Origin of the sequence: Janthinobacterium sp. SUN120 (genome assembly GCF_030397735.1) — a bacterium.
Taxonomy (GTDB): domain Bacteria; phylum Pseudomonadota; class Gammaproteobacteria; order Burkholderiales; family Burkholderiaceae_D; genus Janthinobacterium; species Janthinobacterium kumbetense.
Genome location: NZ_JAPUBW010000001.1, coordinates 91,920 through 114,802 on the forward strand (window position 1 = coordinate 91,920; position 22,883 = coordinate 114,802).

At 63.9% G+C, this 22,883-nt stretch carries 21 protein-coding genes and 4 tRNA genes; 13 read left to right on the forward strand and 12 right to left on the reverse strand.

The features are described from left to right. Window positions 1-27: 27 nt before the first annotated feature. Complete coding sequence (locus O0879_RS00355; RefSeq protein ID WP_099667358.1) at window positions 28-1,011, reverse strand: diguanylate cyclase; 984 nt, start codon at window positions 1,009-1,011, stop codon at window positions 28-30. A gap of 306 nt (window positions 1,012-1,317) precedes the next feature. Then, window positions 1,318-3,807, reverse strand: a complete 2,490-nt coding sequence (locus O0879_RS00360; protein ID WP_289914189.1) for an ATP-binding protein — start codon at window positions 3,805-3,807, stop codon at window positions 1,318-1,320. Between the two features lie 427 nt (window positions 3,808-4,234). Between O0879_RS00360 and O0879_RS00365 the strand changes: the two genes are divergently transcribed. From O0879_RS00365 to O0879_RS00375, 3 genes are all read left to right on the forward strand, one after another. Next, window positions 4,235-4,311, forward strand: a tRNA-Arg gene (locus O0879_RS00365). A gap of 82 nt (window positions 4,312-4,393) precedes the next feature. Further along, a tRNA-Arg gene (locus O0879_RS00370) sits at window positions 4,394-4,470 on the forward strand. Window positions 4,471-4,547: 77 nt separating this feature from the next. Continuing rightward, window positions 4,548-4,624, forward strand: a tRNA-Arg gene (locus O0879_RS00375). A 115-nt stretch (window positions 4,625-4,739) separates the two neighbouring features. On the opposite strand, the gene O0879_RS00380 is transcribed toward O0879_RS00375, so the two are convergent. Next, window positions 4,740-6,917, reverse strand: a complete 2,178-nt coding sequence (locus tag O0879_RS00380; RefSeq protein ID WP_289914190.1) for a hypothetical protein — start codon at window positions 6,915-6,917, stop codon at window positions 4,740-4,742. A 270-nt stretch (window positions 6,918-7,187) separates the two neighbouring features. On the opposite strand from O0879_RS00380, the gene O0879_RS00385 reads away from it, so the two are divergent. Next, a tRNA-Arg gene (locus O0879_RS00385) sits at window positions 7,188-7,264 on the forward strand. A 55-nt stretch (window positions 7,265-7,319) separates the two neighbouring features. Here O0879_RS00385 and O0879_RS00390 read toward each other — a convergent pair. Further along, window positions 7,320-8,195 (reverse strand): AraC family transcriptional regulator, encoded by an 876-nt coding sequence (locus O0879_RS00390; RefSeq protein WP_099667361.1) that lies wholly within the window; start codon window positions 8,193-8,195, stop codon window positions 7,320-7,322. Window positions 8,196-8,309: 114 nt separating this feature from the next. On the opposite strand from O0879_RS00390, the gene O0879_RS00395 reads away from it, so the two are divergent. Together O0879_RS00395 and O0879_RS00400 are read left to right on the forward strand one after the other, a co-directional pair. Next, complete coding sequence (locus O0879_RS00395; protein ID WP_289914191.1) at window positions 8,310-9,266, forward strand: phytanoyl-CoA dioxygenase family protein; 957 nt, start codon at window positions 8,310-8,312, stop codon at window positions 9,264-9,266. A 94-nt stretch (window positions 9,267-9,360) separates the two neighbouring features. After that, entirely contained in the window at window positions 9,361-10,506 is a 1,146-nt protein-coding gene (locus O0879_RS00400) for an alpha-hydroxy acid oxidase (RefSeq protein WP_289914192.1), read from the forward strand. Here O0879_RS00400 and O0879_RS00405 read toward each other — a convergent pair. From O0879_RS00405 to O0879_RS00425, 5 genes are all read right to left on the reverse strand, one after another. Beyond that, complete coding sequence (locus tag O0879_RS00405; protein ID WP_289914193.1) at window positions 10,503-11,015, reverse strand: ATP-binding protein; 513 nt, start codon at window positions 11,013-11,015, stop codon at window positions 10,503-10,505. The genes O0879_RS00400 and O0879_RS00405 overlap by 4 nt on opposite strands. Before the next feature lie 193 nt (window positions 11,016-11,208). Beyond that, window positions 11,209-12,015: a DUF6624 domain-containing protein gene (locus O0879_RS00410; RefSeq protein WP_289914194.1), complete on the reverse strand. Its 807-nt coding sequence runs from the start codon at window positions 12,013-12,015 to the stop codon at window positions 11,209-11,211. 10 nt (window positions 12,016-12,025) lie between these two features. Beyond that, on the reverse strand, window positions 12,026-12,691 hold the full coding sequence (locus tag O0879_RS00415) for a hypothetical protein (RefSeq protein ID WP_289914195.1): 666 nt from the start codon (window positions 12,689-12,691) through the stop codon (window positions 12,026-12,028). A 41-nt stretch (window positions 12,692-12,732) separates the two neighbouring features. Beyond that, on the reverse strand, window positions 12,733-13,500 hold the full coding sequence (locus O0879_RS00420) for a CPBP family intramembrane glutamic endopeptidase (protein ID WP_289914196.1): 768 nt from the start codon (window positions 13,498-13,500) through the stop codon (window positions 12,733-12,735). 8 nt (window positions 13,501-13,508) lie between these two features. Continuing rightward, window positions 13,509-15,107, reverse strand: coding sequence for a sensor domain-containing diguanylate cyclase (locus O0879_RS00425; RefSeq protein ID WP_289914197.1), 1,599 nt, complete (start codon window positions 15,105-15,107; stop codon window positions 13,509-13,511). Between the two features lie 139 nt (window positions 15,108-15,246). Here O0879_RS00425 and O0879_RS00430 point away from each other — a divergent pair, with 139 nt between their 5' ends. The 7 genes from O0879_RS00430 (at window position 15,247) to O0879_RS00460 (ending at window position 20,363) form a co-directional block, all read left to right on the forward strand. Then, window positions 15,247-15,810 carry a GNAT family N-acetyltransferase gene (locus O0879_RS00430; RefSeq protein ID WP_289914198.1) on the forward strand — a complete coding sequence of 188 codons (564 nt, stop codon included), beginning with the start codon at window positions 15,247-15,249 and terminating at the stop codon, window positions 15,808-15,810. Window positions 15,811-15,872: 62 nt separating this feature from the next. Beyond that, on the forward strand, window positions 15,873-16,412 hold the full coding sequence (locus O0879_RS00435; protein WP_289914199.1) for a GNAT family protein: 540 nt from the start codon (window positions 15,873-15,875) through the stop codon (window positions 16,410-16,412). Continuing rightward, on the forward strand, window positions 16,409-17,119 hold the full coding sequence (locus O0879_RS00440; RefSeq protein WP_289914200.1) for a response regulator transcription factor: 711 nt from the start codon (window positions 16,409-16,411) through the stop codon (window positions 17,117-17,119). The genes O0879_RS00435 and O0879_RS00440 overlap by 4 nt, the downstream gene beginning before the upstream one ends. Next, window positions 17,116-18,339: a HAMP domain-containing sensor histidine kinase gene (locus O0879_RS00445; RefSeq protein WP_289914201.1), complete on the forward strand. Its 1,224-nt coding sequence runs from the start codon at window positions 17,116-17,118 to the stop codon at window positions 18,337-18,339. The genes O0879_RS00440 and O0879_RS00445 overlap by 4 nt, the downstream gene beginning before the upstream one ends. 73 nt (window positions 18,340-18,412) lie before the next feature. Further along, a complete protein-coding gene (locus O0879_RS00450) occupies window positions 18,413-19,288 on the forward strand; it encodes an alpha/beta hydrolase-fold protein (protein WP_289914202.1) in 876 nt (291 codons plus the stop codon). A gap of 89 nt (window positions 19,289-19,377) precedes the next feature. After that, window positions 19,378-19,854 carry a hypothetical protein gene (locus tag O0879_RS00455; RefSeq protein ID WP_289914203.1) on the forward strand — a complete coding sequence of 159 codons (477 nt, stop codon included), beginning with the start codon at window positions 19,378-19,380 and terminating at the stop codon, window positions 19,852-19,854. Further along, window positions 19,851-20,363: a DUF1993 domain-containing protein gene (locus O0879_RS00460; protein ID WP_289914204.1), complete on the forward strand. Its 513-nt coding sequence runs from the start codon at window positions 19,851-19,853 to the stop codon at window positions 20,361-20,363. Before O0879_RS00455 ends, O0879_RS00460 begins: the two co-directional genes overlap by 4 nt. A gap of 3 nt (window positions 20,364-20,366) precedes the next feature. Here O0879_RS00460 and O0879_RS00465 read toward each other — a convergent pair whose 3' ends face one another. From O0879_RS00465 to O0879_RS00475, 3 genes are read right to left on the reverse strand one after another with little or no spacing between them, the layout of a single operon-like run. Next, window positions 20,367-20,822 (reverse strand): hypothetical protein, encoded by a 456-nt coding sequence (locus tag O0879_RS00465; RefSeq protein WP_289914205.1) that lies wholly within the window; start codon window positions 20,820-20,822, stop codon window positions 20,367-20,369. After that, window positions 20,819-21,796: a D-2-hydroxyacid dehydrogenase gene (locus O0879_RS00470; RefSeq protein ID WP_289914206.1), complete on the reverse strand. Its 978-nt coding sequence runs from the start codon at window positions 21,794-21,796 to the stop codon at window positions 20,819-20,821. Before O0879_RS00470 ends, O0879_RS00465 begins: the two co-directional genes overlap by 4 nt. Further along, window positions 21,793-22,755 carry a LysR family transcriptional regulator gene (locus tag O0879_RS00475; protein WP_289914207.1) on the reverse strand — a complete coding sequence of 321 codons (963 nt, stop codon included), beginning with the start codon at window positions 22,753-22,755 and terminating at the stop codon, window positions 21,793-21,795. Before O0879_RS00475 ends, O0879_RS00470 begins: the two co-directional genes overlap by 4 nt. Window positions 22,756-22,883: the final 128 nt, after the last annotated feature.

A 22,883-nucleotide genomic window follows, 5' to 3' on the forward strand; every position in this document is an offset into this window, starting at 1 on the left:
GCCTTTACGCGCCGCGCCGCGTCACGGTCAGGCGATCGACGGGATGCTGCTTTTCTGCATGTTGACCTGCGCCGCGATCACTTCGTGCGGCGTGCAGCAAAAGCGGTTCTTGCCGGCGCGCTTGGCTTCATACAGGGCCGTGTCGGCCGCGCCGAGCAGGGATTCGACGGTGCTGGCGTCGTCCGGGTAGATGGCGATGCCGATGCTGGTCGACAGGCGCAGGGTCAGGTCGTTGATGAAATACGGCTCGGAAATGACTTCGATCAGCTTGGCGGCCGGTTCGCGCGCGTCGCCCTTGCCGGCCAGGTTGCCCAGCACGATGACGAATTCATCGCCGCCGATGCGCGCCACCGTGTCTTCCTTGCGCGACGCGCCCACCAGGCGGGCCGCCACCATTTTCAGGATCTCGTCGCCATAGCCGTGGCCGTAACTGTCGTTGATGGCCTTGAAGCCGTCCAGGTCCAGGTACAGGATGGCCGACTTGCCGCGGTTGCGGGCCGATTGCTGCAGCGTATGCTCGATGCGGTCTTCCAGCAGGCGCCGGTTCGGCAAGCCCGTCAGCGGATCGTGCAGCGCCAGTTCCTGCTGCTGCTTGCTGTATTGCGCCAGTTCCTTGTACAGCAGGCGCACTTCCAGCATGTTGTGGATGCGCTTGTGCACTTCCATCAGGTCGAAGGGCTTGCTGATGAAGTCGCGCGCGCCCGCTTCCAGGGCGGCGATCTTGAAACTCGGTTGCGCCGTGAGGGCCAGCACGGGCAGGTAGCCGCCATGTTCGATTTCTTTCAAGCCTTTCATGACCTGGAAACCATTGAGTTCCGGCATTTGCAGGTCGAGCAAGATCAGGTCGTAGCAATGCTCCCGGTGCAGGGGGCAAACCTGTGCCGGACGCATGGTGGCCGTGACGTTGGTATAGCCGGCATCGCGCAGGATTTCCAGCATCAGGTCGACATTGTCGGGTGAATCGTCGACGACCAAAATTTTGGCTTTCAAAATCTCATCTTGGCTGGGCATGTAAGGTCTCGGTTATACGGTCTATGCAACGCTGGCTTCTACCGCAGATGATGGGCTGACGGCGGTGGAAAAGATAGTAGCGCCTTGCAACAAGATAGGGCGCACAACTGCGCATGAACTCGCTTCTGCCGTTCTCCCCGGCCAAGGTCGCCGCTTCCAGCCTGCCGTGCAGGTGTGCTTCTGCATTTCAGTGTAGCAAACTTCAGCTTAGTTGCTTGTAGGACAGTGCCGCGTCTGAAAGTAGGAAGGCTGACCCATGAAAATAGTCATTTTGTACTGCACTATTTATTTCTTTGCATCATCTTTTTAAGATGGTGTTTTGCGCTCCCGTCCAGGGCGCGCAGCGGCCAGCTGCGCCACGGCCGCCACCAGTCCGGCCGGGTCGAGCGGCTTCGAGATCCAGGCCTGGAAGCCGCTGTCGAGCGCCCGCTGGCGATCTTGCGGTTGCGCAAACGCCGTCAGCGCCAGCGCGGGCAGCCGGGCCAACTCCGGGGCGGCGTGCGCGCGCACTTGCGCCAGCAAGTCGAAACCGTCGGCCTCGGGCATGCCGATGTCGCTGACCAGCACATCCGGGCGCACCTGCTCCAGCAGTTGCAGCGCTTGCGCCACGCCGCCGGCGCCGTGCACTTCGGCATTGTTGTCGCGCAAGATGCGTTCCGTCAGTTCGCGCGCATCGGCGTCGTCATCGACCAGCAGCACCTTGACGCCGCGCAAGTCATGGCTGGAGGGTAGGGCGCTGCCCGCCTGGCGCGCGGCGGCCGGCGTGCCCAGCGGCAGGCGCACGGTAAAGCTGGCGCCCTGCATGTCGCCGGCGCTGCTGACGGTGACCGTGCCGCCATGCTGCTCCACCAGGTGCTTGACGATCGCCAATCCCAGCCCCAGGCCGCCGTGCCGGCGCGTGGTGGAGGCATCGGCCTGGCGGAAGCGGTCGAACACGTGCGGCAGGAAATCCTTCTTGATGCCGACGCCGTTGTCGGCCACCGTGATGGACAGGCGCGACGTCTCGCGGCGCACGCCGATATCGACCCGCCCCCCTTGCGGCGTGAACTTCAGCGCATTCGACAGCAGGTTCCAGATCACTTGCTGGATACGGCTGGGGTCGCCCGTGATGGTGCCCGCATCGCTGGCGATGTTGCAGTGGATGGCGATGTGCTTGGCGTCGGCCGCCGGGCGCAGGGTTTCGATGGCCGAGGCGATGATGCTGGCGGGCGCCAGGGTTTGCAGGTCGAGCAATACCTTGTCGGAAGTGATGCGGCTCATGTCGAGCAAGTCCTCGATCAGCTGCGCCTGCGCGCGCGCATTGCGTTCGATGCTTTGCAGGCCGCGGTGCAGGTCGGCCTGGTCGCGCGTGCCGCGCCGCAGCACCTGGGCCCAGCCGAGGATGGCCGACAGGGGGGTGCGCAGTTCATGCGACAGGGTGGCGAGAAAATCGTCTTTCAGCTGGTTCGTGCGCTCGGCTTCGGCGCGCGCCTCGCGTTCGCTGTCGAGCAGTACCTTGCGCTCTTCGGCGGCGCGCGTGGCGGCCGCGTACAGGCGCGTATTGTCGAGCGCGACGGCGGCCTGGGCCGCGATGGCCGAGACGATGCGTTCGCTGCGCGCGCTGAACATGCCCGCTTGCGGATGGCCGAGCAGCAAGCGCCCCAGCAACAGGCCCGAGCGGGAGCTGACGGGCAGGCTCAGGCAGCTGCGCAGCGGCGGCGCGCCGTCGGCGCTGGCATCGGGCGCGGCCAGCAAGTCGTTCTGGCGCATGGCCGGCCCCTGGCGCAGTTCGGTGGCGATGGCTTCGGCCTGGCGCAGGCTGATGCCGTTGACGGCGCGCGCCGAGGGCAGAGGCGCGGCGCTGTCGGGGATCTCGCCCGCATCGTCATAATAGAAGGCGCCGAAGCGCGCGCCGCTGATGCGCGTGGCCGCATCGACGGTTTCCTGCAGCAGGGCGGGCAAGTCGAGGGTGCCGGCCAGGGCCGCCCCTGTATTGTTGAGCAATTCGAGCACGCGCGTTTCATCGCGCAAGGCTTCCTGCGCGCGCTTGACCTGGTCGACGTCGGTGCTCGTGCCAAACCAGCGCAGCAGCTGGCCGCCCCGGTCGCGCACGGGATTGGCGCGCGTCAGGAACCAGCGGTACTGGCCGTCGGCGCCGCGGATGGGAAATTCCATTTCGAAGGGCGTGCCGTCGCGCAAGGCGGCCTTCCACGCGTGCAGCATGGGCGGCAAATGCTGCGCGTGATAGGCGATGCTCCAGCCGTCGCCCGCCATCTGTTCGGCGCTGGTGCCCGTGTAGTCGTGCCAGCGCTGGTTGTACCAGGCAATGGTGCCGTCGAAGCTGGCGATCCAGGCCAGTTGCGGGATGGAATTGGCCAGCGCGCGCAAGTCTTCCTCGCTGTGGCGCAAGCTTTCCTCGGCCGCCTTGCGCTGGCTGATATCCTGGATGTACGTGGTCAAGCCATCGCTGGAAGGGAAGATGCGCACTTCCAGCCAGCGCCCTAGCGGCCGGTACAGCAGTTCGAAGCTGCTGCTGTGCTGCTGCGCCATGGCGCGCCGGTATTGCACTTCCAGTTCCGTCCCCTGCAGGGCGGGGCAGGCTTGCCACAGGCTGCTGCCTGCCAGGCTGGCGCCGGGCGGACGCTGCGGTGCGAGCATGTCGGCGCCGCGCGTATTGATATAGCGGATGGTCCAGTCGCGGTCGAGCAGGCAAAAGCCATCGGTGATGCTTTCCATTAAGTTTGCCAGGCGCTCGCCGGAGAGGCTCAGCGGCGCTGATGGGGGCAGCAGATCTTGCGTGCGGTCAGGCTTGGCCATCGGAAATCCTGCAACAGTGAGTCTGCCGCACGGGCTCTTGCCCCGCCGGGCCGCCGCCGCTAAGCTCAGTTAAATGGGTCATGATGGTCAATGCCCGCGCCATGAATGAGGGGAGGCACAAGCGCCCCTGTCTGGCTGGTATTGTAGCCCCAAGCGGCGCAGCGCCACCGCACGCTTGCGCGTTGCCTGCAGATAGCACTGGACAGGCTGGAAAGCAGTCCCTATAATCCCGCTTCTTTCGAGACAGCAACTTCTCGATTCGCTGGAAGCTCCTGTGAAAGCAGAAGTGTCCATCGATAAAAAGGCGTCAGCTTTTTAGCAGTGAAAAGGTAGTCGATCACGCGGGGCGGTATTCTGCAAAATCAGCTAAGCGATTGAAAAATCGAACTTTTCAAAGCGAAATGAATACGCTATAATGTTTGCCTGCGCGGCTGTAGCTCAGCTGGATAGAGTACTTGGCTACGAACCAAGGGGTCGTGGGTTCAATTCCTGCCAGCCGCACCAGAATACTGAAAATCAGACTTTGCCTGGTTTTGTTGTAACAAGTTTCACCTCCATGTTGTTAATGGAATGTTGTAGAAGTTTTGCGGCTGTAGCTCAGCTGGATAGAGTACTTGGCTACGAACCAAGGGGTCGTGGGTTCAATTCCTGCCAGCCGCACCAGTATTGCCAGCATCGGGTTTTCCCGTGTTGATGAAAGTTTCAAGCTTCGCGCCGTCCGGCGAAGTGTGTCAGAGTTTGCGGCTGTAGCTCAGCTGGATAGAGTACTTGGCTACGAACCAAGGGGTCGTGGGTTCAATTCCTGCCAGCCGCACCAGTATTTGCAGTAGTGAAAAAAACCCGGAAAGTTCGCTTTCCGGGTTTTTTTTCGTCCGGCGCAACTGCAGCGGGCCGCCGACGGCGCGGCCTGCCGCAGTTGCGCCAATGTCCCATCAATTCGGATACGGCTGGCCCGAGGATGCCTGGTTGCCCAGGACGATGGTGGTCACCCACAGCCCGCCATTCGTCACGGGGCCGGTGAACTTGAACAGCGAACCGCCCGACTGCGCCGGGTCCGCCACATTCGACGCCAGGCTATTCAATCCCGAGGTCGTGAAGGTGCACGCGGTTTCTTGCCCAACAGCATTTTGTTCCGCGTTCAGCACGGGTGTGGCGCCATTGAACAGGTACAGGCCGCAATTGTCCATTTTCGATCCGTAGGTGGCGGACTGCGTGTAATTGAAGGTCACCGCGCCATCGAGCAGGACGGCGGCCGGGATGGACGACAGTTTCGCCGGCGTGATGCTGGTGATCGTGGCGAACAGGCTGGCCTGGTTTGCCCGGGCAAACGCTTTCGACAGCGGCACGGCATTGATCTGGAAGGGGAAGGCGCTGACGGGGCCGTTCGCTGTCTTCAGGGTCCAGACATACACCTTGCCAGGCGCCACTTTCGTCTCGTCGATGCAGGCGGTGCCGGCGCCCAGGCCCGGCGTGCCGGCGGGCAAGCTGGCCAGGTCCTGGCAGCTCTGGATCGCTTCCGCGTTATTGTAGAAGGCGCTGGCAGCGCCATTGCTGTCGGCAATCCGCATGTGGGTGTAGCCCGTGGCTGGCAGGATTAGCTGCAATTTGCTGCCGGCCGTGCCCGGTGTCTGGAAGTCGCCGAATGTCGTCAGGCCCGGTCCCCGCACGTCGATCTTGTTGATGGCCGGATTGTCCTGCAGCACGGTGTCGAGCTCGACGTGCGCGGCCCATTCGCGCGCAAAGGTGGCCGCGCCCGCACTGTCGAGGCTGCGCTGGATGCGCGCATTCATGTGCATGTCCAGGTGGCCGCTGCCGGCCAGCTTCCAGCCGCCGGCACAGGCGCTGGTATCGCTCGTCTTGACCAGCTTCCAGTTGAGCATGCCCGCATCTGTTCCTATGCGCAACTGTACCCAAGCGCTGCTCGGCTTGCCTGCGGTGAAGCCGATGGCCGTCGCCCCGGCGCCAAGGCGATTGTTGATGAAGTCGGCGACGCGCGATGTCGAGGTGCTGCTCGAGGACGTCAGCGTGGCGATTTCATCCGTGCTCAACGGTTGCATGTTGACGCTGGCCAAGCCCAGCGCTTCGATGGTCAGTCCGGCATGGGCGGCCTGGTCCGTGCTGGTCAGGGCCGACACGATTTCCGCCTGGCCCACCCCCGTCCCCATATTGAAGGAGCTGTCGATGAACGGCGACACGGCTGCCGTCGACGGCGCGACAAAGCCCGTCTTCGGATACAGGGCGCTGAGCGAAGCCATGCAGGCGCGGATTTCCGGCAAGACGCTGGCCGCGGCGTTCGCCTTGAGCAAGTCGGCATCCGATGGCGGCGTCGCTGCTGGGATGGTGGCGGCGCCGCCGGCGGCGGCAGGCAAGGTCACGCTGCCCAGCGTGCTGTTGGTGGCAATCAGGGTGACCGTCGCCATGGCGCCTTGCGCTTCCGCGGGCGCGACGAGGATCTGGTCCAGCACGGCATCCATGCCCGTGCCGTTGGCAACAAAGGCGCCCGTCAGCGGATTGGTGTTGCTGGTGTTAATCGGTTTGATCATGGCGACGACAGCGGCGATGGCCGCGTCGAGCCGTTGCTGGGTCGCGGCACTGGCCAGCGCCGAGGTGCAGGCGGCCGGGACGGCATTGGCGACGGGCGCGCAGGCGCTTGCCAGGGCGGCGCCGCCAGGCTGGCCTGACGCCGTGGAAACGATCAGGTCGGTCAGCGGCGTGATATTGACGGTTTGTCCCGCTGCCGTGGCGATGGAATTCATGGTCACTTGCTTGCCGCCGGCCGTGCCGGTGATGCTGAGGAGAAAGGGCGCCGTCATGCCGCCCACGTCGAGCGTGTATGCCCCGCCGGCGCCGGTACTGACCGCCACGGATACTTTGCCCTTGCTATCGATGGCAATCACGCTGCCCGCGACGGGTGCGCCGACGGCGGCGGTGCCGCTGAGCGTCGTGGCTGGCGGCGGTACAACGGGCACAACGGGCACGACGGGAGGGATGGGCGCAACGGGTGCGACCGGGTCGGCGGGGGTGCTGCTGCCGCCGCCGCACGCGGCCAGCATGAGGGCGGCGGCGCAGGCGGCAGCCAGAGGCAATAATTTGTGCAAGTTCTTCTTCATGGTATCCCCTTAGTATTTTTATTAAAATTACTGCTAGTAAACATTCTCAAAGTTTTCCATGAATTGCAATTTATTTTTCTTGGATGCATTAATAATGAGCAACAAGTAACAAAGCTGTCGGTTTCGCGCCGCAGTCTGAAAAGAAATGTGATGAAATGAGCAAGTATGCGGCGTGCGTGTGCCGCCACAAGACAGGAGTGGCCGCCAATTGTGAAATATCGCCGCCACGGCTTTGCCATTCTGCAAAGCCCTGCTATAATCTTGTCTTAGGCGGCTGTAGCTCAGCTGGATAGAGTACTTGGCTACGAACCAAGGGGTCGTGGGTTCAATTCCTGCCAGCCGCACCAGAATATTGGGGGTCAGATTGTAAAATCTGATCCCCTTTTTCGTTTCCGAATGGATTTATGCTGCGCCCGTGGCACCGCGCCGGTATTGCTGGCGAAACGCGCGCGGCGTCACCTGCCTGGCGGCGCGGAACTGGCGGTTGAAATGCGCGAGGTTGCGGTAGCCCGCCTCTTGCGCGATGACGGCGATGGCCAGATTGCTTTCGATCAGCTGTTGGCAGGCCCGGCCGATGCGCAGCCGCGCCAGGTACTCGCCGGGCGTGCAATGCGCATGGCGCTTGAAACAGCGGTGGAAGGCGCCCAGCGACAGGGCCGCCCGCTGCGCCAGCGTTTCCAGTGCAATCTCTTCCCGGAAATGCGCGTGCATGAAGTCAAACACGATTGCCATGCGCTTTTGCTGTCCATCGGCATGCACCGGCGCCAGCGCTTCCGAGGCCAGCGGCTGCGCACCGCCATCGCCAGCCAGGTCCAGCAGCACGTCGAGCAACAGCGGCAGGCGCTGCGGCACGGGCAGTGCATTCAATTGCAGCAGTTTCTCTGCGCTGCGCGCGCTCGTTGCCGGCGAAAAATGCAGGGCAGGGCCGGCGCGGCGCGCCAGTTGCCGCACGCCGTGCAACTCCGGAAAACAGGCCGCCAGCTGTTCCACCCATTCCAGCGAAAACCACACGACGACGGCCAGCATCGGCTGCGCGCTGTCGATGCGCTCGCTGGCCGACCATGTGTGCGGCAAATTCGGCCCCAGCAGCACCAGGTCGCCCGGTTCGAAATCGCCCAGGTGGTCGCCGATATAGCGTTGCCCCCGCGCATTGACCGTCAGGGTCAGCTCGAATTGCGGGTGGTAATGCCAGAGGAAGGGAATCGCATCGAGTTCGCGCCACAGCAAGCCCCAGGAGTGGCCCGTCGGAATCGTGACTTGTTCAAATAAAGGCGTCATTGTGACGTTTTAAAGAGGGTGATGGTCAGGATAGTATCAGTTTTGGTTGCTGCGCACGCATTTTATGCGGCACTGCCGGAGCACAATCTGTCCACACCAACACAGGAGACAGCGATGCAAAACCGATATCAGTACGGCGAAGACCGTCCCGGCAATCCGTCCGTGGCTTACACGGAACAGACCCAGTTGCGCGACATACAAAAACAGTTGCCCCTGCGTGTGCTGTCCGACAGCGATTTCCTGCACTGGCAAACCTACGGTTACGTCATCGTCAAGGATGCCGTGACGCCGGAACAGGTGCGCCGCACGACGGATTTCCTGTGGGAATTCCAGGGACTCGACCAGCACGACCCCTCCACCTGGAACCGGGACCAGCTGCGCGACCACGCGATGAAAGAGCTCAACGGTTCAGGCATGGTCGAGGCCTATCACAACCAGACCCTGTGGGATAACCGCCAGACCCAGCGCGTGTATGACGCCTTTGTCGACATCTGGGACCGTCAGGATTTGTGGGTGACCATCGACCGCGCCAACCTGAACACGCCGAACAATGGCAAGCGCAAGTTCGGCGGCTTCATCCACTGGGATGCCGACACCACGCTCGACCCGCTGCCCGTCAACGTGCAAGGCGTGCTGGCCCTGTCCGACACCTCGCCCGACAGCGGCGGCTTTCAATGCTATCCGGAATTGTTCAGCAACTTGTTGGCGTGGCGCAAGACCGTGCCGCAAGACCGCAACCCGTGGCAGCCTGACCTGACGACGGTGCCGTATCCGATGGAATTCATCGCCATGAAGAAAGGGGAGTTGTTGATCTTCAACAGCCTGCTGGCGCACGGCATCCGCCCGAACACGTCGACGGACCAGGTGCGCCTGGCGCAATACATTTCCTTCACGCCAGCCCAGGAAGACAATCAAGCCTTGCGCGACTGGCGCGTGCAAAGCTGGCGCGAGCGCAGCGCGCCGCAAGGCTATGCGTTTCCTGGCGACCCCGAGGAAAAGGAACAGCTGCGCTATCCGCAGGCGCAGCTGACTGCACTGGGCGAGAAGATCCTCGGCGCGCGCGGCTGGTAAGCGTGGCGCGACGTCCGATGGCATTGCCTGCCGGATAGACAATTGCCGGCAAATGCACGATCATGGCTTGACTTGCCATCGACCGAGGAAACGCATGAGTATCATCACCTGCATCGAAGACTTGCGCGTGCTGGCCCAGAAACGGGTGCCGCGCATGTTTTACGACTACGCCGATTCCGGTTCCTGGACGGAATCGACGTACCGCGCCAACAACAGCGATTTCGCCAAGATCAAGTTCCGCCAGCGCGTGGCCGTCAACCTGGAAAACCGCAGCCTGGCTTCGACCATGGTGGGCCAGCACGTGTCGATGCCGGTAGCCCTGTCGCCCACGGGCTTGACGGGCATGCAGCATGCGGATGGCGAAATTCTCGCGGCCCAGGCGGCCGAGCAATTCGGCGTGCCGTTCACCCTGTCGACCATGAGCATTTGTTCGATCGAGGACGTGGCGGCGAACACGACGAAACCGTTCTGGTTCCAGCTGTACGTGATGAAAGACCGCGAATTCATCAACCGCCTGATCGACCGCGCCAAGGCCGCCAAGTGCGGCGCGCTGGTATTGACGCTGGACTTGCAGGTGCTGGGCCAGCGCCACAAGGACTTGCGCAACGGCCTGTCGGCGCCGCCGAAACTCACCATTCCGAATATCCTCAACATGGCCACCAAGCCGCGCTGGGTGGCGGGCATGCTGGGCACGAAACGGCGCGGCTTCGGCAACATCGTCGGCCACGCCACGTCCGTGTCGGACATGTCGTCCCTGTCGGCCTGGACGCAGCAGCAGTTCGACCTGAGCCTGTCGTGGGCGGACGTGGAATGGATCAAGCAGCGCTGGGGTGGAAAACTCATCATCAAGGGCATCATGGACCCGGAAGATGCGCGCCTGGCCGTGGAAAGCGGCGCTGACGCGCTGATCGTCTCGAACCACGGCGGACGCCAGCTCGATGGCGCGCAATCGTCGATCGAAGCCTTGCCCGCCATCGTCGACGCCGTCGGCAGCCAGATCGAAGTGCACATGGACGGCGGCATCCGCTCCGGCCAGGACGTGATCAAGGCCGTGGCCCTGGGCGCCAGGGGCGTGTACATCGGCCGCCCGTTCCTGTACGGCCTGGGCGCCATGGGCGGGCCGGGCGTCACCAAATGCCTGGACATCATCCGCAACGAACTGGACTTGACCATGGCGTTCTGCGGCTTGCGCGACCTGCAGCAGGTGGACAAGAAAATCCTGCTGCCGGGAACGTTTTAAGCGGCAATCCGCACGATTTCAAAACCTTCCGATGCCTGGGGCGGCACGAAGTGGCGCGTGATGTCATCAAATTGCGCGTCGCTGGTGGAAAACGGGTGCAGCCCGCTGGCATTGCGCTGGCGCAAGCGCGCCTTGCATTCCTCATCCGTCACGTCGAGGTAATGCAGCACGTGCGGCGTGCCCGCCTGCTGGAACAGGTCGCGCATCCAGGCGCGGCTGGCCGGCGTATTCGCGGGGAAATCGAGGACGACGGACACGCCCGCCTGCAGCATCTGCAGGCACAAGGGGGCGATGGCCGCGCGCAGCCGCGCCGCGCAAGCCGCGTAGTCGGCCAGGCTGGCGATCTGGCCCGGATACAGTTGCGCCAGCAAGCTGTCTTCGCTGATGCGCACGGTGTGCGGCGCCGCCGCAAGGCGGGCGGTCAGGGTGGATTTGCCCGAGGCAATCTTGCCGCACACGAGGTGCAGGGTGGGCGTGGTGGGAACGGTGGTACCGGAAGTGGTTTGCATGGTCGCTCGCTGAAAGTGAAAAATAGTCTGCGAGACGTCTTGACCAGTTGCTGCAAATCAAAGCCGCCTCTCAGGCGGCTTGGTCAATGTCATTCCTGTCCAGCCACCATGTGTGAAATGGCGGCAATAATCGATGGCAGGGGCGGGAATGGCGATTGCATGGTGCAACGATGCCATGCAACGGTTGACGTTGTCAATTGTCCTGTTCGAATAACTGCCGGTACTGTGCATAGGGTTCCATGCCCATGCTGGCGCGGCGCTGCTCCAGGCGCTGCGGATCGTCGATGGGGCAGGGGAACGTCTTGCCGGTGCTATCCGTGCGGAACTGGCTGCCGTACAGCTGCGGCTGATTGTTGCTGCACAGGTCGCGGTCGATCGCCAGTGCCAGCTTCGAAGGCGTGATCTCTCCCCGTGCCGCTGCTGCGCGCATCAGGACCAGGCTGCTTTTGAGGAAGGCACTTGATCCATGCTGGGCGATCAGCCAGGCGCTGCCCGCCGCCTTGTAGCCGACCATTGTTTGCGTGGGCCAGCCTTTGCTGGCGATGATTTGCCGCAAGCGTTGCTCACGTGCTTCATCCGTGGCCAGCATGCGCTGGCGTGTGGCCAGGTCCGGCCCCGTTGGCGGGAATCCCGCGCGCAGGGCCTGGTCTTCCTGTTCCATGGTCCGCAATTCGGCTGCCAGCGCCGCTTCGGGCAGCGCGGCCGGATACAGCAGGAAGTCCAGCGCGCCCGCCGTGGCCGCGCTGAAGATGAGCTTGGGCTCCGCTTCCCAGCCCGGCGATTGCAGGAGCAGTGCCAGTGTGCTGTCTGCTGGCACATCAATGCGGTAGCGGCCATTTTCTACCGTGCCATGTATCTGCGGCTCGCCGTGCATGCGCTCGGCAACGATGCTGATGGCTTGCGGCAGCGGCGGGCCGTTGCTGCGGATGGTGCCGCTCAGTTCGAAGGCGCCCGCATGGACGCTGCAGCACAGCAGGATGGAGAAGGTCAGGCGTGGCATGGGAGTCCGTTCATAAATGGGGGAGGTCGAGCAAGGTCCACTTTTCGCGGAACGTGGCGTCATCGAGCGGCTGCACATGCGGGTCGTCTTGTCGGAACAGGCCGCCGATCAGCATATCCTGGATGGCGTCCGTGAAACCGCCGTATGGCGAGGCGCTACCCCACTGGCGTCGCGTGTGGGCGAAGACGACGGCGTCTTGCTGCGCCGCCAGCTGCGTCAAGGCGTGCCGCAAGGCGGCGGCCGCTTCCGGACCCATGTCCGTGGCGATGGCACACACCAGGCGCTGGCCAAATTGCAAGGGTTTGTCTGCCAGTCCCAGCAGCGACTCATTGGCCAGGGCGAGGAACACATCGGGCGCCTGGTCGTCCTTTTCGCAAATGGTCCAGGTGGGCGCCCACGCTTCCAGGCTCATGAAGCGGGCGTCGCGTGTTTCCGGCGTATGCGTCCACTTCGCGTGCGATTTGTCGTCCCAGCCCAGGCGGCCAAAGGAAATCGGCTTGCCCTTGGGATTGTATTGATGGCTGCGCACGCCGGGCTTACCCCTCGTCCGCGCTTGCTCCATGAGGCCATCGAGGCTGGCGGCGAACGGTGTCCATTGCGCCGCATCCCATAGCGGCGCCGCAGCGGGCGCGGCCAGCAGCAGGAATACTTCGTAATCACGTGAAAAAAACGCCATTCAGCTTTCTCGGCAAGTGGGTGGAAAATTGTGTCGCAATATTATAGTTGCGCTTGCGATAGGACGGCGCGCTGGCTGGGGCGCAGCAGGTAGACGCCGTACAGGCACAGGGGCAGCACGGCCAACAGGGCGATATACGGCAGGATAGACGCGCCGTCTTCGGCCGGGTTGGGCAAGGTGGCCGTCACCAGCGCGTAGTCCCACAAGCCATGCACGAGCACCATGGGCCAGATGGAGCGGGTGCGCAGGCGGATGGCCGCGTAGCCGACGCCCTGCAAGGTGGCGGCCACGGCTTGCCACAGGGCGCCGCTGACGTCGCCCGTGGCCAGGCCGTTGGCCGTATGGGCCAGGCCGAACAGTGCCGAGGACATCAGGACGGCGGGCCAGATGGCGTAGCGCTCCAGCATGCCTTGCAGCAAGATGGCGCGGAACATCAGCTCTTCCGAGACGGCCACCAGCGCCGCATTGCAAGCGACGATCAGCAGCACGCGCGGCTGCGGCCAGCCGCCGGCCCAGGCCAGCAACAGCATCAGCAGCGCATACAGCAGGGGCGGCGAGACGAGCCACAGCGTTTTCCATGGCTGCGGCGCGCACAGGCCCGCGGCGCGGCGCCGGCTTGAGGCCAGCAGCAGCGCCAGCGCAAATAGGGCGGCCAGCGCCCACGACAGGCCGATGCGGCCGGTGACGGCGGCGCCCGGCAAGGCGTAGCCGGCCGCTTCCAGCCAGCGGCCGCCCAGGCTCAAGCCCAGCCAGATGGCCAGTGCGATGAGGGTGACCGGCATGGTGAGGGCGATTCTTTTCCCTGACATGGGCGGCGTCATGCTGCTGGTCCGCCGCTGCTGACGCTGACGCGGTTGCGGCCCGTATTTTTCGACTGGTACAGCAAGGCGTCGGCCTGGCGTATCAGCTCGCTGCTGTCGCTGCAGCGCTCCCGTGCGGGCTGCAGCGTGGCCGCGCCCAGGCTGACGGTCACGACGCCGTTCGCGCTGGCCGCATGGGCAATCTGCAAGGCTTCCACGCCCGAGCGGATGGCTTCCGCCACGTCCAGCGCGCCCGCAGCGTTGGTGTCGGGCATGATCACGGCGAACTCTTCGCCGCCATAGCGTGCCGCCAGGTCTTCGGTCCGGCCGACGCTGAGGGCCACGGCGCCGGCAACTGCCTGCAGGCACTCGTCGCCCGCCACGTGGCCATACTGGTCGTTGAATTTCTTGAAGAAATCCACATCGAGCATGATCAGCGACACTTCATGGCCGCTGCGCTGGGCGCGCTTCAATTCCTGTGCCAGCGTCTCGTCGAAACAGCGGCGGTTGGCCAGTCCCGTCAAGCCGTCTTGCGACGCCCGCGCCGCCAGGTCCGCATTCGCGTGCCGCAGCTCCGCCGTGGCCAGGCGCAGGCTGGCTTCGATGCGGTCGCGTACGGCAATCTGCCGCATCAGCTTGCGGAACAGGTAGATCAGCGCCGCTCCCGCCGTCAGCGACGCCAGCACGATTTGCATGCTCAGCTTTTGCCACTCGGCGAAGACGTCTTCCTTCGAGAGCCCCGCCGCCACGATGACGGGAAAGCGTTCCAGGTGGCGATAGCTGTACAGCCGTTCGATTTCGTCCACCTTCGCCGTCATCATGGCCGTGCCGACAGGTCCTTTTTCGCGGTAGGCGCGCAAGAGTGCGCCCGACGAAATATCCATGCCGATGACATTGGGCTGGAACGGCCGCCGGTAAATCAGCGTGCCGTCGTCGAGGGCAAAGAATGCCGTGCCCGTGTTGCCAAGGTTGAGGCTATCGTAGATGCGTTCGAAGGAGGCGAGCCCCAGGGTGACCAGCACCACGCCGGCAAAGGAACCGTCCGCCAATTCCACCCGGCGCGACACGGGCAAGACCCATTGCCCGCTGGATTTGCTGCGCACGGGTGCACTGATGCGGCTGCCCAGCTGCGCATGCGTCTTGTGATAGGTGAAATAATCGCGGTCGGCGTTGTTGCCGTCCTGCCTGGCGCCGGACGAGGTGGCCAGCCAGTCCCCCTGGCTGTCAAAAATGAAGACGCCGGCAATTTCCACGATATTCCTCGACAGCTGCTGCAGGTGCGATTGCAAGCGCTCGCCCGTGGCGTCATTATTGCCTTCGTTGCGGACGTGTTCGACGATATCTTCCAGCATGACATCGGCGACTTCCAGTTCCATGTAGGCTTGCGTGGCAAGGGCGCGCGCCATGTTTTCCGTCGCCGCGCTGCTCTCGCGCAGGCGGACTTCGCGCGAAGACCAGACGATCCAGATGGTCATGCCCAGCAGCATGGCGCACATGCAGAAGAAGGCGATGCTGGCCCAGACGATCACTGGCCGCTTGTGCCTGCTCAAGACCTCGGGCTGCGCCGGCAGGGTGCCCGCCGCGTCCTTGTTTGTTGCATCCTTTACTGCATCCATAGGCGAATCATGAAGTTGCATCAATGATATGGTGGAAATATTGCCATACTACATTAAAAGCAGGCGCACAAAATTGCCACATCGTTATAGTTGCATGGAATAATAAGCCTTCGTCCGTTTGCAGCCAGACTGGAGAGCCATGACCTACAGCAAGACCATCACTACTGAACGATTGATCCTGCGCAAGCCGCAACCGTCCGATGAGGCGGCGCAGTTCGCCATGCATTCCGATCCCGAAGTGATGCGCTATTTCAGCGAACCACCCTGGGAAGACACGGGCCGCGCCGCGCGCCAGATTGCCGAGGACATCGCCGCTTTCGAGAAAGAGGAATTCTTCCGCTTCGCCGTCGAGCTGAAGGCGACGGGCGAATACCTGGGCAGCTGCAGCCTGTTTTCCGAGCACCGCCAGAACCGCCGCGCCGAGATCGGCTACGCGCTGGGCCGCCCGTACTGGGGCAAGGGCTATATGCACGAAGCGCTGTCGGCGCTGCTGGAATTCGCCTTCATCGACCGCGACCTGAACCGCCTGGAAGCCGATATCGACCCGCACAACGCCGGTTCGGCCAGCGCCCTGGAACGCCAGGGTTTCAACAAGGAAGGTTTTCTGCCCGAACGCTGGATCGTCGGTGGCCAGGTCAGCGACTCGGCGCTGTATGGCTTGCTGCGCCGCGAGTGGGAAGCGCGGCGCAAGGGCGCCGCGTGAGCGGACAGGTTGGCGACGCGTTCCAGCAAACGCCAAGCCGCAGCTGAGGAGGATGCCGGGCGATGATCGCTGTCGATCTACCCGCTTCAGGCCACCCGCTGGTGACCTTGCGCCCGCTGGAATGCAGCGACGCGCCCGCCTGGTATGCCTACCTGGCCGACCCTGTCGTCGTGGAGCACACGAGCTGGAACTTGCAGTGCGCCGACGATCTGCAGGCCAATTTCGATGACTATGCATCGGCCCAGCCATCGTCGTCCCTTCGGCTGGCTGTCGTGCTGCACGACGGGGGCCGGCTGGTGGGCACGGTCGGCTTCAATGCCATTTCCCCGCAGCACGGCACGGCTGAAATCGCCTACGATCTTGCTCCTGCCGTGTGGGGACAGGGCGTGGCCACGTCCGTCGTGAACGCTGTCGTGGATTGGGGTTTCCAGCGCCTCGGCTTCCTGCGCATCCAGGCAACCGTGCTGGAAAGCAATGAACGGTCGATGCGTGTGCTCGAACGCTGCGCTTTCGAGCGGGAAGGCTATCTGCGCTGCTACCGGCAAATTCGCGGAAGATCCGGCAATTTCTGGCTGTATGCGCGCATTGCCGGCATGCGATGAATAAACTTCCCCTGAGTATCCTGCTGGTGGAAGACCACCTGGCCATCGCGCGCCAGGTGCTCGATTTCCTCGACGGCTTGCGCTGGCAGACGGACCATGCGGGCACGGGTACGCTGGCCGTGCAATTGGCCACGCGCAACAGCTATGACGTGGTGCTGCTGGACCTGAACCTGCCCGACATGGATGGTTTGCAAGTGTGCCGCGCCATCAAGGCGGCCGCGCCCAGCAATGTGCCGATTTTGATGCTGACGGCGCGCGATGCGTACGAAGACAAGGCGCGCGGCTTTCGCGATGGCGCCGATGATTACCAGACCAAGCCGTTCGACTTGCGCGAAGTGGCCTTGCGCTGCGAAGCGCTGGCGCGCCGGCAGCAGTTGCACGTGCACCAGGAAATGCGCGTGGGACCGTTCACCTTGCAGACGCGCGCAGGGCGCGCCCTGTATGGCGACGCACCGCTGCCATTGACGCAGACGGGTTTCAAGATATTGCTGCTGCTGTGCCGCGAATACCCGCACGCCGTCTCGCGCTCGGCCTTGCTGCAGCAGCTGTGGGGCAGCCAGCCGCCCGACAGCGATGCGCTCAAATCGCACATCTATGCGCTGCGCAAGCAGCTGGAGTTGCTTGGCGGGGCTGGCGCGGCTAGCATGCTGGTGACCATACCGCAGCTGGGCTACCGCCTGGCCTTCGACGCTGCGGCATCGTCATGAGCAAGTCGATCCGGCAGCGCCTGTTTGCCGCCCTGGCCGGCTTCACCATCCTGCTGTGCCTATGCTACACGGGCCTGGCGCTGGTGATTGCCTACGTCACGGAAGACATGCTGGTGCAGCGCCTGCTCGAGCGCGAAGCGGCGGCCGTCAGCATGCGCTGGCAGCAGCATGGCAAGCTTACGCCTTCTGGCAGCGACCTCATCACGGTTTATGGCAGTTACCTTGACTTGCCTCAAGCGGTGCGTGCGCACGTGCCGCCGTCCGCCCCGCGCGGCGAAGTGTTTACGACGACGGGCCAGCATTATCACGTGCTGGCGCTCGATATCGTTGCCGGCGGCCAGCCGCAGCGCGCGTACCTGCTGGCCGACGTGGCGCCCGTGCTGGTGGTCTCGCGCCTGGCGCGGGAAGTGGGCGGCGTCGTGGCTGGCGTGGCGCTGGCGCTGATCGGCCTGGCCCTGCTGCTGGCGTACTGGCTGGCGCGGCGCCTCGTGCTGCCCTTGCAGAGATTGGCTCAGGAAGCGCGCCGGCTGGCGCCCGGCGGCGCCGTCCATTTCAGCGAGCGCGACCGCCCCGATGAGATCGGTTTCCTGGCGCGCCGCCTGGAAACCACCTTTGCCGAACTGCAGGCGGTGTTGCGGCGCGAACAGGCTTTTACCCGCGACGTCAGCCATGAATTGCGCACGCCGCTGACCCTCATGCACAACACCCTGGCGCTGGACTATGTGCAGCCGCTGGGCAAGCAGGAGCAGGCGCAGCTGCGGCAATCCACGGACGAGATGCGCGCCACCATCGACGCGCTGTTCGCGCTGGCGCGGGCCGAGCAATTGCCGGGCGACGTGGTCGAATTGCGCGGCTGCATCGAGCAATGCCTGCTGCGCCTGCTTGACGAACACCCTTGGGATGCCAGCCTGCTGACCCTGGACTTGCCCGAGCGGCTGGAGGTGGTCGGCAATCCGCAACTGGTCATGTTGCTCCTGAATAATTGCCTGGCGAATGCGTTGTTCCATGGCGGCCCCGATAGCCGCATCGGTATTGCGTTTGCACAAGGTTGCCTGAGCATCCAGAATACCGTGCAGCCGGGGCAAGCGCCACGCATCCACGGTTTCGCGCATGGTCAGGACCTGCTGCTGCGCCTGGCAAAAGCCATGCACTGGGACATTGTTTTCCATCCGGGCGCGACGCAGTTCCGTGTCGCCATCGTTCTGGCCCGGGCGCAATAAAGTCGGTGGATTTCACCGCGATTTCACCGGTGCCTGCGTAAGCTGCAAGCTCTTGATTAACGGAGGAAACCGCATGAAATTTCTGATCAGCCTGCTTGTGCTGGCCTGCACCAGCATCCCTGCGCTGGCGCAAGTGACCAGCATTGTCCACAAGGATGAAAAACGCCGCTACATCGTCTACACGCCGGCTGCGTATCAAAGCCAACCTCAGAAGACCTTTCCCGTCGTCTTCAATTTCCATGGCGGCGGCATGAGCATGGCGGAACAAATGCTGTACACGCAGATGAACAAGACGGCCGAGCGGCACCAGTTCATCGTTGTGTATCCGCAAGGCATCAAGCAGGATTGGAACGTGGGCTTCGGCATGGATTACCTTGCGGGCACGGACGACGTCGGCTTTACGCAAGCGATGTTGAGCAAACTCAAGCAGGATTACCGCATCGACGAGCAGCGCGTGTATGCCACGGGCCTGTCGCGCGGCGGTTTCTTTGCCCTGCGCCTGGCAGCCGAACTGCCGCAACAGTTCGCCGCCGTCGCCTCGGTGGGGGCGCCCATGCCGGAACCGGTACGGCAGCATCACAGGAAGGCGGACAAGGTCGGCATGCTGCTGATACAGGGCACGGCCGACAAGGTGGTCGCGTATGGGGGCAAGGATGGCGGCTATCTCTCCGCCGAGGATACGTTCGACTACTGGCGCCAGCACAACGGCATCGAAGGTGCCAGGCCGCAGCCGCGCCTGCTCCCTGGCCCCGCAGGCGACGCCACGCAAGTGAGCTGGCTGGAGCAGGGCGCCGCTGGCGCCAGCGTGGCCTTGATCACCGTCAAGGAAGGCGGCCACACGTGGCCGGGCGCCGATGCTTTCAACGTCGGCCTGCCCATCGGCAAGACCACGCGCGCCATCGATGCGAATGAGGTCATGTGGGAGTTTTTCAGCCGCCATCGCCGTTGACGCCATGCTAGGATGGCGGCGCATGGCGTAACCATCAGGCAACAGGAAAGGCAGGGACAGTGGCATTATCAACAGCAGGCATCGCGGCCATGGCCGCGGCAATCTTTGCCAAGCCCGGCGCGGCCGTGGCGCAGGCGTATTCGCAGATGGAACGGGAAACGCTGTATTTCCACTCGCCTGCCGAGCTGTGCGCGTATGCGGCCAGGCTGGAGGCCGAAGGGGCCGGCGAGGTGTTCCTTGCCGTGCATTACCCGGACATGGCCGGGCACTTTGCCCCGCGCCGTATCGCCCTCGACCCGGCCAAGTGCGGCGGCCTTACCTACCGTTACGTGTGCGAAGGCTGGGGCGTCATCCGCGTCTACCTGCGCCTGTCCAGCGGCAAGGGACTGGCCTCGCATGTGAGCGCCAATTCGCAGAAGCGCGCGGAAAAATGGCAGCCCCTTTACCCGGACTTGGGCCAGACCGATGCGTGGGACTGGGTCGCCGTGGGCCGCCATGAACGCCGCCTGATCCGCGTGCTGAAGCAGGCCGTGGCGCACGATGCGGCGGCAGGAGGCTCGGCATGACAGGCGTGATACCCATCCACCCGGCCGCCATCTTTTGCCGTTCCCTGGCGCAGCTTTCCGCCATGCTCGACAAGACCGGCACCGCGCCGCACATGCTGGCGGCGCGCCTGCACCCCGACATGCTGCCATTCGCCCAGCAAGTGCGCGCGGCCGTGAGCTTTTCCCTGCGCGGCTGCTGCCCGCTGGCGGGGCTGGCCGTGGCCGATTTCAGCGCCGCCGCCAGCCTGCAGGAACAGATCGCACACACCATGCGCTACCTCAAGGACATTCCCGTGGAGCGCTTCGACGGGCCGCCGGAGCGCATCTGCCGCGACCGCGCCGGCTTCGCCGACATCGCGCTGCCGGCCGATGAATTCTTGCAGCTGTACATCCTGCCGAATTTCTACTTTCACTTCAGCATGGCGTATGCGATTGCGCGCAGCGCCGGCGCGGCCATCGGCAAGGGCGATTTCGATGGCTATCACGCGTATGCGCCGGGGTTTTCCTTCGAGCGGCCTGCCGCGCCGTAGTTCCTACAAGCCCGCGTCTTTCCACGACGCCAGTCCCAGCCGCTTCAACAGCCGGCCCGACAGTCCGCAGCTCCAGCAACTGATCTGGATTTGCCGCTGCCGCGCCGGTTCCGCATGCCAGGCTTGCTCGGCGTAGTCGAGCAGGGCGTCGCTGAGGGCGGAGTCGTCGGCGACGGGCGGCAGGCGCGACATCAATTCAAGCACGCCGTGGGCGGGCTCCTTGATCTGCAGCAAACCGGCCAGCAGGGCGCGCAGGACGGCGCCGTCGATGTTGCTGCTTGCTTGCGTGAAACGCTGCTGCCAGCACGGGCCGCGCGCCTGCCACAGGGCCAGCAGCGCGGGCACGTCGGAGGACTGCAGTTGCCGGATCAGCTCGTCCGCCTCGAGAAACAGATCGAGGCGGTCGTATTCATCGTCGTCGCTGCACAGCAGTTCATCCAGCTCGTTTAACAGGCTCATGCCACCACGTTCGTCGGTGTACCCCGTTCGAACGCTTCCACGTTGCCGATCAAAATGTCGGCCAGCTTTTGCATGGCTTCGCCGCTGGCCCAGGCCGTGTGCGGCGTGAGGATGAAGTTGGGCAGGCGCAAATTGAGCAGCGGGTTGTCGGGCGGGGGCGGCTCCTTGGACAGCACGTCGAAACCGGCGCCGGCGATCACGCCGTTTTTCAAGGCCTCGGCCAGTGCCGCTTCATCGACGAGGCCGCCCCTCGCCGTGTTGATCAATAGCGAGGTCGGCTGCATGCGCGCCAGTTCCTTTGCCCCGATGATGTTGCGCGTGGTGTCCGTCAGCGGCAGGTGCAGGCTCAGCACGTCGGAACTGGCCAGCAATTCGTCGAAGCCCACTTCCTTCACGCCATCTTCATTGATGGGCGAACGGTTGTGCACGATCACCTGCATGCCGAAGGCGCGGCCCAGCTGGGCCACGGACTTGCCCAGCGCGCCATAGCCCAGCAAACCCAGGCGGCTGCCGGCCAGGTCGCGGATCGGGTGGCCGAACAGGCAGAAGCGGTCGGACGCCTGCCACAGGCCCGCTTCCACGTCCGCGCGGTAGGCGACCAGCTGGCGGCGCAGGGCCAGCATCAGGGCCAGCGTGTGTTCGGGCACGGTGGCGCGCGCATAGTCGCGGATATTCGCCACGACGATGCCCCGTTCGCGGCAGGCAGCCAGGTCGAGGATATCCGTGCCCGTGGCGGCCACGGCGATCATTTGCAGGTCCGGCAACTGCGCCAGCTCGGCCGCGCGCAGTGGCACCTTGTTCGTGATGGCGATGGTGGCGCCTTGCAAACGGGAAACGGTCTCTTCGCTGCCCCGCGTGTGCGGGTATTCCTGCCAGCGGTGCGCGAAGGCGGGCGGGCGCACGGTGGCGATCAGGCTGTCGCGGTCGAGAAAGACGATGCGGTGCGGGTGCGGCGATGTGCTTGCTGCGGTCATGGCTGGGCCTCGGTCTGGGTGGCGCGCGCGCTGGGAAGGCTGCTCTTGCCCTTGAGCTGCGTGGCCGGGTGGTTGGTAAACATGTCGGCGACCCATTCGACAAACACGCGCACCTTGGCGGACAGATGGCGGTTGGGCGGATAGATCACGTGGATGGGCAGCGGGTCGGATTCCCATTCGCTGAGCAATTCCACCATTTTGCCTTGTTCTATCAGGGGCGCAAGCATGAAATGCGTCATTTGCACGATGCCCAGGCCCGCCAGGCCGGCGGCCGTGTAGGCATTCGAATCGTTCAGGGCGATATGGCTGGGCATGGCGATCTGGATGCGGTCGCCGGCGCGCGTGAAATCCCAATCGAAGGTTTTACCGGTCTTGGCGGAGAAAAAATTCACGCCCCGGTGCTGCGCCAGGTCGTCCGGATGCAGCGGCGTGCCGTACCGCGCCAGGTAGCCGGGCGAGGCGCAGGTCATGAAGTGCAGCACGCCGACCCGGCGCGCGATCAGGTTCAGGTCGCCCAATTCGCCGCCGCGCACGGCGCAATCGACGCCTTCCTCGATCAGGTCGACGGGGCGGTCGCTGCAGCCCAGTTCCAGCGAGATGTCCGGGTAGCGGGCAAAGAAGTCGGGCAGGGCGGGGATGATCAGTTCGCTGGCCAGGGCCGTGGGCGCATCCACGCGCAGCCGCCCGCTGGGGCTCAAACGCGTGCGCGACAGCGATTCCTCCGCCTCGCGCACATCCGACAGGATGCGCACGCAGCGTTCGTAATAGGCGGCGCCATCGGACGTGATGCTGACGTGGCGCGTGGTGCGGTTGAGCAACTTAACCGACAGGCTCGCTTCCAGCGACTGGATCAGGGTCGAGACGGTGGCTTTCGGCAGCTGCATGTTTTCCGCCGCGCGCGTAAAGCCGCCCGCATCGACGACTTGGATGAAAACTTCCATGGCTTGCAGCTTGTTCACTTGATTCCTTATCACTTTATGCTTGATTATTCATAATCCTGAACAATCAATTCGTCATTGCACTCTTTATCAGATTGTAGATCAAGTCTATAGTTGTTGTACTGCAGCATAAATGTAGATGCCGCAGG